The sequence below is a fragment of the Longimicrobiaceae bacterium genome, from assembly GCA_035936415.1.
Taxonomy (GTDB): Bacteria; Gemmatimonadota; Gemmatimonadetes; order Longimicrobiales; family Longimicrobiaceae; genus JAFAYN01.
The window spans coordinates 1-6006 of the sequence record DASYWD010000041.1; the positions used below are offsets into that span (position 1 = coordinate 1).

Annotated in this window: 6 protein-coding genes and 1 pseudogene; 4 read left to right on the plus strand and 3 right to left on the minus strand. The window is 71.2% G+C overall.

Annotated features, from left to right (window positions below):
• A partial coding sequence (locus tag VGR37_01635) for a bifunctional adenosylcobinamide kinase/adenosylcobinamide-phosphate guanylyltransferase (protein HEV2146098.1) occupies positions 1-330 on the plus strand: 330 nt, incomplete at its 5' end.
• 127 nt (positions 331-457) lie between these two features.
• Here the strand turns inward: VGR37_01635 and VGR37_01640 are convergent.
• The 3 genes from VGR37_01640 to VGR37_01650 all read right to left on the minus strand — a co-directional run bounded on the left by VGR37_01640 (position 458) and on the right by VGR37_01650 (position 2677).
• Entirely contained in the window at positions 458-730 is a 273-nt protein-coding gene (locus VGR37_01640; protein HEV2146099.1) for a hypothetical protein, read from the minus strand.
• Between the two features lie 112 nt (positions 731-842).
• Entirely contained in the window at positions 843-1448 is a 606-nt protein-coding gene (locus VGR37_01645; protein HEV2146100.1) for a hypothetical protein, read from the minus strand.
• A 143-nt stretch (positions 1449-1591) separates the two neighbouring features.
• On the minus strand, positions 1592-2677 hold the full coding sequence (locus VGR37_01650; protein HEV2146101.1) for an LLM class flavin-dependent oxidoreductase: 1086 nt from the start codon (positions 2675-2677) through the stop codon (positions 1592-1594).
• Positions 2678-3170: 493 nt separating this feature from the next.
• Here VGR37_01650 and VGR37_01655 point away from each other — a divergent pair.
• The 3 genes and pseudogenes from VGR37_01655 to VGR37_01665 form a co-directional block, all read left to right on the plus strand.
• Positions 3171-3581: pseudogene (locus VGR37_01655) on the plus strand (TauD/TfdA family dioxygenase).
• Between the two features lie 49 nt (positions 3582-3630).
• Entirely contained in the window at positions 3631-5769 is a 2139-nt protein-coding gene (locus VGR37_01660; GenBank protein HEV2146102.1) for a hypothetical protein, read from the plus strand.
• A 57-nt stretch (positions 5770-5826) separates the two neighbouring features.
• Positions 5827-6006: hypothetical protein (locus tag VGR37_01665; GenBank protein ID HEV2146103.1), on the plus strand; the 180-nt coding region annotated here is incomplete at its 3' end.

The following is a 6006-nucleotide window of genomic DNA, read 5'->3' on the forward strand; positions in this document are numbered from 1 at the left end:
GCGGAGGCCGTCCGCGCGGCCTCGACGCCCGTGGTGCTGGTGGACTGCCTCACCGTGCTCGCCTCCAACGCGCTGCTGGCCGCCGAGGCCGCCGGGGAGGAGGCCGCCCTCGCCGCCGTGCTCGCGGAAGCCGAGGCGCTGCGCGAAGCCGCCCTGGCACGCGAGGGGACCACGCTGGTGGTGACCAACGAGGTGGGGATGGGCGTGCACCCGCCGACCACCCTGGGCCGCTGGTACCGCGACGCCCTGGGCCGCGCCAACGCGCTGCTCGCCGCCGCCGCCGACGAGGTAGTGTTGATGGTGAGCGGCATCCCGGTGCGGATCCGGTAAGGAGTGCGAAGTGCGAAACGGCGCCCCACCGGGATCTCCCGATGGGGGCGCCGTTTGCAGGCCCTCACCCGGCGGCCTGAGAGCCACCCTCTCCCACGTTCGGGAGAGGGGGTGAACTGCCTGAATCTCAGGTCGCGGTGCACTGCGCCCGGACGGGGGTCGCGTTGCGGCACCGGATGGACTCGGACATGCCGCGCGCGTTCCCGCCGCACGCGCTCTCCTGGGCCGCCCTGCGCGCCTCCTCCTCGGTGGCGCCGGCTCCTTTGCGGCACACCAGCTCGCCATTGAACTCCAGGCACACCTCGCACCGGTTCCGCACGCGCGGCATGCTCGCGTACATTAGGAACCCCACGAACAGCAGCACCGCCGCCGCGATCAGCCAGCCTGGTCCGAGCTTCACTTCGCCTCCTCCCGTCGGTCCGGAACCCGTGTGGCGCGCCGCCCCGTCGCCGGGCGTGCCGCGCCGCTGCCTCCGCCCGGTAATCTAGCCGGACGGGCGGCGCGCACCAGCGCTAGGGGAGCGGCTCCGCTTCCAGGGCGCGGCGCATCCGCCCGGTCTCGTCGCGCGGCCGGAGCGGGCACGATATTCTCGGCTGCAGGCCGCGAATCGCCCGTCCCCAGACGTTGTCCGTGGCGAGCTCGAGCGGGACCTGGGCCGGGGCGTCCTCCGTGGGGGCTGCGGGAGCGGGGCTCGCGGCGAGGCGCGCGGGTCGCCGCTCTGTGGGCAGCGCGAAGCGGGACGTCTGCCGCGCCAGCCACGCGGCGTACTCCGGCTCGTCGAACGTCCACTGCTTCCTGAGCGCCTTGGCCACCCAGTGCGGCCAGTGGGTGATCTCCCGGCCCTGCGCGTCCAGGCCTCCCTTCACGGTGCGCTCGTAGTGGACGCGATGGAGCACCCGCTCCACGTCCATCCCGTGCTTCGCCACCAGCGCCCCCGCCTCCGTCACCGTCATCCCCAGCCGGCCCAGGTGCCAGAGCAGGACGCGCGTACGGATCGGGTCCAGCGAGCCGATCCCCCGCGAGACCGCGGTGTGCCGCGGGAGCGCGCCCGGCTCGATCGCCACCTCGTATACGCCGCGGCGGGGAGATCGGACCTCGCCCGCCAGGAGGATGCTCACATCCAGCAGGGACTGGATGGCGTCGCGGAAACGGCGCGCGATCTTGTTTCCGTGCCCCGGGCTGGAGAATACCCTGCAGGGAAGACGCGGACAGGAGGCTCCGTCCATGCTCGCCGGGACCGCCTACTGCACTCCGCCGACGTTCAGCTCGGGTGGGCCACGATCCCCTGGTCGACAGAGAGCATCCGGCGAAGTGCGCCAAGGTGCTCCAATCCCCGCAGCACCTCTTCCTCCGCCACCCCGAAGTCGATGAGACAGGCGATCTCGTCGACGCCGGCCCGGTCGAGCCGGTCCAGCAGCGGCAGGCACGAGTCGGGGGTTCCCATGAGCGCAGCCGTGTGGAAGTAGCGGTCGAAAGTCATGTCCAGCAGCTCGTCCATGATCTCGGGCGGAAGCTCCTGGGCACCGATCCGCCTTCCCCCGCTCACCGTTCCGCCTCCCCTGGCAGCCGCGGTCTCCAGGAGGACGGCCGAGCGCAGGTACTCGCGGAAGGGTTGACGGACGGTCTCCCGGACCTCCTCGACGTCCGTGCCGACGAACGTATGAAGCATCAGGGACACCACTCCCTCGTCGGCGGGGAAGCCGCTCTCCGCCCGCGCTTCGCGGTACGCCCGGATCTTCTCCTCCAGTGCATCGACATCCTGCCCGATCAGGTGCGTCAGCAGGTTGGCCCCGATCCGGCCGGCGCTCCTGAAGGTCTCCACGTTTCCGGAAGAGGTCACCCAGGTCGGGAGGACGGGCTGGAGAGGTTTCGGGTGGATGCTGAGCTCGACCTCCTTTCCATAGCTGTTCCGCTGCACGACCGGCTCGCCCCGCCACAGCCGCTGCACCTGCTCGATCTGCTCATACATGTGCAGTTGCCGGGTTTCGTACCGGTCCGGAAAGAAGATGAAGTCGTTGACGTTCCAGCCGGAGCCGAACGAGAGGGCGACCCGTCCGCCGGAGAGGTTGTCCACCACCGACCACTCCTCCACGATCCGGACGACGTGATGCAGGGGCGAGATCAGGCTTCCGGCGCGCAGCTGGAGCCGGCGCGTGATCATGGCCAGCGCTGCGCTCGTCACGGCCGGGTTCGGGAAGATGCCGCCGAAGGCATCGAAGTGGCGCTCCGGCGTCCAGACGCTGGAGAATCCCTCTCTGTCCGCGAAGCGGGCAGCGTCGAGCAGGAGCTGATACTTCCGGTCGGCAGATCTCGTTTGAGTCGAGAAGAACATCAGGCCGAGTTCCATGAGGCTCCTTCGCGGCGGGCGTGGGAACATGCACGGAGCGCCGTCGAGTCGCTCTGCTCTCTACCTGCCATGTCCCGAGATAGGTTTGCGGGGCGCCACGGGACGGCCTGGGGTGGCAGGCCCGATTCGATTGTTTGCCCGGATTGCAGGTCCGATCACCAATCGTAAGCGCACGCATGTTTGGCGCCAGCACAACAAACCGCGCGAGCACGCGGCGCCGGCCGACAGGCTCCCGGCCGTGCAGGACGGTGCTCACAGCTGGGCGTGTGCATTCCGCGTACAGCGAACCCGCCCTGATCGCACGATACTGCACAGCCGGGAGCCTGGTTCTTCCGGGAAAGCCAGGCCTGCTGGCTGGTCCCGGGGCTGGTATGTGCCTTGCCTTGCGAGCGGGCACACTCTCAAAAACGCCCACAGGTCACGGCCTCCGCTGTGACCGACAGGGCGAAGCCGTGCCCGGTCCGGTCAGGGGCACGTCGCACCGCCCCCCCACACCTGCGGGTCCAGCGTGCCGCCGTCCGTCCGGACCCGGCCGCCGCGTCCCTCCGACCAGAGACGCCCATTGGGAGACCCCATCGCCTGGAAGAGGATCTCGGTGCTGTTCGGCGATCCGCACGCCCCGTACGTGCGTCTGGATCCGTACTTCATGGATCGAGTGGAGGATCCCGCGGCCCGGACGGCGCTCGAGGAGCTGACGCGGCAGATCGACGGCGCCCTGGAAGACCAGGTGCTGGAGGCGGGAGGCGTCTGCTTCATCGACAACTTCCAGGCAGTGCACGGTCGCAAGCCGTTCAGCGCCCGATACGACGGGACCGACCGCTGGCTGAAGCGGATCAACGTGGTCCGGGACCTCCGCAAGTCGCGTGACGCGCGCCGCGCGGCGGAGTCGCGCGTCCTGTACTGAATCACGGGCGGGGCAGGCGAAGGGCTGCCCTCCGTACCTTCAAATACGCATGAGCATGCCGCGAAGCTTCTCCGGTGCCGTGGACACGCTGCTCCGGCAGGACCCATGTGGCGCGTACGCCGGCATGGACGAGTCCACGCGCGAGCGCTACCTGTGCGCGGTGCGGCGCCTGGCCGCACATTCCGCGGGGCTGGACGCCGAGGACGTCGCCCGGGCGGCCCTGCGCCGGGCCCGGTCGGCGGCCGCCGACCCGGAGGCCCGTCCCGCGGCGGCGCACGTGGGCGATCACCTGGTCGGTGCGGGCGTTGCGGCGCTGGAGCGGGAGGTGGGGTACCGTCCTCCCCTCCGCCTGCGGGCGCAGCTCATCCTGCAGCGACACCCCCTCCCGTTTTACCTGGGCCTCTGCGCCCTCTTTACGGCCGCCTTCGTGGTATCTCTCCTCGCGTACGCGGCCCACCAGGGGGCGGGCGCGGGGATGTTGCTCCTGGCGGGTGTGGCTGTCCTTCCCCTTGCCATGGAGGCGGCTGTCTCCGCGGCACGCGGGCTCCTCCACCCTCGTTTTCCACGGCGCGTGCTGCCGAAGATGGCGTTCGCGGACGGGATCCCGGACGAGTACCGTACGCTCGTAGTGATTCCCACGCTGCTGCGCTCCCCTGAGGATGCCCGTCGCCAGGTGGTCCGGCTCCAGCGGCTGGCGGCGGAGAACCCGGGGCCCAACCTGCGCTTCGCGCTGCTGTCGGACTTCACCGACGCCGCCGCGCGGTCCCTTCCCGGGGACCGGGCGATCCTTGAGGCGGCCCGGGGGGCGGTCCGCAGCCTCAACGCTCGCCACCAGAGCGCCACGGGTGACCGCTTCTTCGTTCTGCACCGTGAGCGCGCCTGGAATCCGGACGAGGGGAACTGGACCGGCTGGCTGCGCAAGAGTGGGAAGCTGGAGGAGCTGTTTCGGCTCCTCCGCGAGCCGGGTGCCGAGACCGGCTTCCGCTGGGTCTTCGGGAACCTGCCGCGGGCGGGCGCAGGGGTTGCCTTCCGCTACGTGATCACCCTGGACGACACGGACCAGCTGGACCCCGGGCACGCGGCCGCCCTGGTGCGCACGGCGGCGCACCCGCTCAACGAGCCCTGGGTGGACCGGCGGAGCGGGCGCGTGACCGGGGGATACGGTCTGCTGCAGCCAGCGGAGCGGAGCGCCCCACCCGCGGTGCGCACCCGCTACACCGACCTGCTGCACGGCAGGCCCTCCCCGGACCGCCCTGCGGCACCGGCGGGGCACAGGCCGCACTTCTACACCGACGTGTTCGGGGCGGGGCAGTTCCACGGCAAGGGGCTGGTGGACGTGGACGCCTGGCGGGCCGTGCTTCGGGACGTGCTCACTCCGGCCGCGGTACCGAGCCACGACGTCCTGGAAAGTTTCTACGCACGGGCCGCCAATGTGGGGGACGTCCGTATGACGGTGGGCCCCATCGACCATTACGGGGTGCAGAAGCGAGTGGACGCGCGGTGGACGCGCGGAGACTGCCAGCTCGCCCCCTGGCTCTTCCCGTACGTTCGCGACCGGAAGGGGCGCGCACGGCGCAATCCCGTCCCGTGGGCGCTGCGGCTGCGGCTGCTCCGGCTCGGGCTCTCGGCCTCCGTGCGCCCGGCGATGTTGGTGGTGCTGCTGCTGGGCTGGACGGTGCTCCCCGGCCCGGCGCTGGCGTGGACGGTGGTGGGCCTCTCGCACAACCTCCTGCTGCAGGCGCTGGACACCTGGATCTGTCTCGCCGCCACGCTGTCCGGCGGGCGCGGCGTCGCCCGCCGGGTGTGGAGCGGGTACCTGCACCGGATGCTCCGGAACGGGTTTGCGGTCATGGCCCTGGCCCACTGGGCGGCCGTCTCGGGGGCGGCCGCTGCCCAGGGAGCATGGCGCGCCCTGGTTTCACGGACACGGCGCACCGAGTGGACAGCACAGCGGCAGGGCGGGGAAGAGCCGCACACCGGAAGGCAGTACCTGCGGATCATGTGGCCTTCGGTGGCCCTAGGGACCGGGGTCCTCCCGGTCGTTGCCGCCGCCGCCCCCGACCGGCTCCCCCTGGCCGCGCTTTTCGCGCTGGTCTGGGCGGCCGCACCTCTCTGGATGTGGCACCTGGAGCGCCCCATCGAGGCTCCCGCGGTCCGGGATGGGGCATTGACGACACCCTCCGCCTGACTCGTCGCAGTGGGTCGGCCCGGCCGCCCTCTCGAATCCCTCCTAGGATACACTCCGATGTCGAAAGCTCTTTCCGCTCTCTCCGGTGCCGTGGACACGCTGCTCCGGCAGGACCCGAGCGGCGCGTACGCCGGGATGGACGAGCCCACGCGTGAGCGCTACCTGCGCGCGGTGCGGCGCCTGGCCGCACACTCTGCGGGGTTGAACGCCGAGGACGTCGCCCGGGCGGCCCTGCGC